1 protein-coding gene is annotated in these 1894 nt (G+C 72.4%); it reads right to left on the bottom strand.

What is annotated here, in order from left to right; genetic code table 11:
- Positions 1–1820 (bottom strand): ATP-binding protein (locus D183_RS0118585; RefSeq protein WP_441366453.1); only part of this gene is annotated, 1820 nt, incomplete at its 3' end.
- Positions 1821–1894 lie beyond the last annotated feature (74 nt).

Here is a 1894-nt window from a genome sequence, read left to right as displayed (position 1 = left end):
GGCGGCAGCCAGCGCTGCAGGCAGTCCTCCAGCCGCGCGCGGTCGAGCGGCTTGGACAGGTAATCGTCCATGCCGGCATCGAGGCAGCGCTGGCGGTCGCCGGCCATCGCGTTGGCGGTCATCGCCACGATCGGCAGGCGCGGGCGCGACGCATCGGCCTCGCGCTGGCGCCACTGCCGGGTAGCGGCGTAGCCGTCCAGCACCGGCATCTGGCAGTCCATCATCACCAGGTCGTACGGCTGCCGCGACAACTGCGCCAATGCGGCGGCGCCGTCCTCGACGCTGTCGGCGTGGTGGCCGAGCGATTCCAGCAGCCGCCGCGCCACCATCAGGTTGACCGGATTGTCCTCGACCAGCAGCAGGCGGTAGCCGCTGCGCGTCGGCGGCGCGTCGGCCACGACGGTCGTCGGTTCCGCGGCGCGGGCCGGTGCGGGGGCGTCCATGAGGTCCGTCGCGAAGGCATCGTGGTAGAACGCGTCGGCGGTGTCGGCGCCATCGCCAGCGGTCTCGCTGGCCAGGCTCGGCGTCGCCGGGGCCAGCGCCAGCATGCTGCGCAGGTCGATGTCCGCCGCCTGCCGCGACAGCAGCGCGCCGTGCGCGCGGATTTCCTCGGGAATGTCGGCCTCGCCATACAGCCAGATCAGCCGCGCGGTCTGCGGCGCCGGCAGGCGCGCCACCGCCCGTTGCAGGGCGCGCGCGCTCTGCCGCAGCCCGTCCAGGTCGCCGATCACCAGATCGTAGGTCGGGCGCACGCTACCGCCACTGCCGTTGCCGCGCAGCCGCTCCAGTGCCTCCTGGGTCGAATCGACCTTGCTCACCTGCACGCCCCAGTTCGGCAGCAGCACGCTCAGGCGCTGCTGCAGGCGCTGGTCGGCGCCGACCAGCAGCGCATGCAGCCGCGGCAGGCCGCCCGGATTCTGCGGCAGGTCGCCGATCACCTTCAGCAGCGGGATCTCGAACCAGAACGTGGCGCCCTGGCCCTGCCGCGACGCCACGCCGATGCGCCCGCCCATCAGTTCGACGATGCGCTTGCAGATGGTCAGGCCCAGCCCGGTGCCGCCGTACAGGCGGGTGGTGGAGGCGTCGGCCTGGGTGAAGGCCTGGAACAGGTGCTCCTGGCGCTCGGCGCTGATGCCGATGCCGGTGTCGCGTACCTCGAAGCGCAGCAGGTGCTGTGCCGGGGTCTCGCCGAGCCGGCGCACGCCCAGGTCGATGCCGCCGCGCGCGGTGAACTTGACCGCGTTGCCGAGCAGGTTGCTCAGCACCTGGCGCAGGCGCACCGGGTCGCCTCGCACCGGCAGGCGCACCGCCGGGTCCAGTTGCAGCGCCATGCGCAAGCCCTTGGCCTCGGCCGCGCGCTGCATCAGCTCCAGCACGCCGTCGAGCAGTTCGCGCAGGTTGAAGGTGGTGATCTCCAGCTCCAGCCGGTTCGCTTCCAGCTTGGAGTAGTCCAGGATGTCGTCGACGATGCGCAGCAGTTGCAGCGAGGAGGTGTTGGCCGCGCGCAGCATCTCGCGCTGGTCCAGGCCGAGCGGGCCGCGCCCGATCAGTTCCAGCATCGGGATGATGCCGTTGAGCGGGGTGCGGATCTCGTGGCTCATCGTCGCCAGGAACTCGCCCTTGGCCAGCACGGCGGCCTCGGCGGCCTGCTTGGCCTGCAGCAGTTCCTGTTCCAGCCGCTCGCGCACGTGCACGTCGTGCTGCAGGGCGTTGCGCTCGGACTCGGCCAGCGCGGCACGCGCCAGCGCCGCATCCAGGCGTTCGATCTGCTGGCGCGCGCGGCAGCCAGCCAGGGTGGCCAGCGCCGCGGCGGCGGCCATGCACAGCGGCGCCAGCCAATGCCACAGCGGCGACAACGGCAGCGCCAGCGGCGGCAGCGCCAGCAAGGTGCCGG

Origin of the sequence: Xanthomonas sp. SHU 199, assembly GCF_000364665.1 — a bacterium.
GTDB lineage: Bacteria > Pseudomonadota > Gammaproteobacteria > Xanthomonadales > Xanthomonadaceae > Xanthomonas_A > Xanthomonas_A sontii.
The sequence above is the reverse complement of the archived record's forward strand: the minus strand, read 5'-3'. Positions and strand labels throughout refer to the sequence as shown.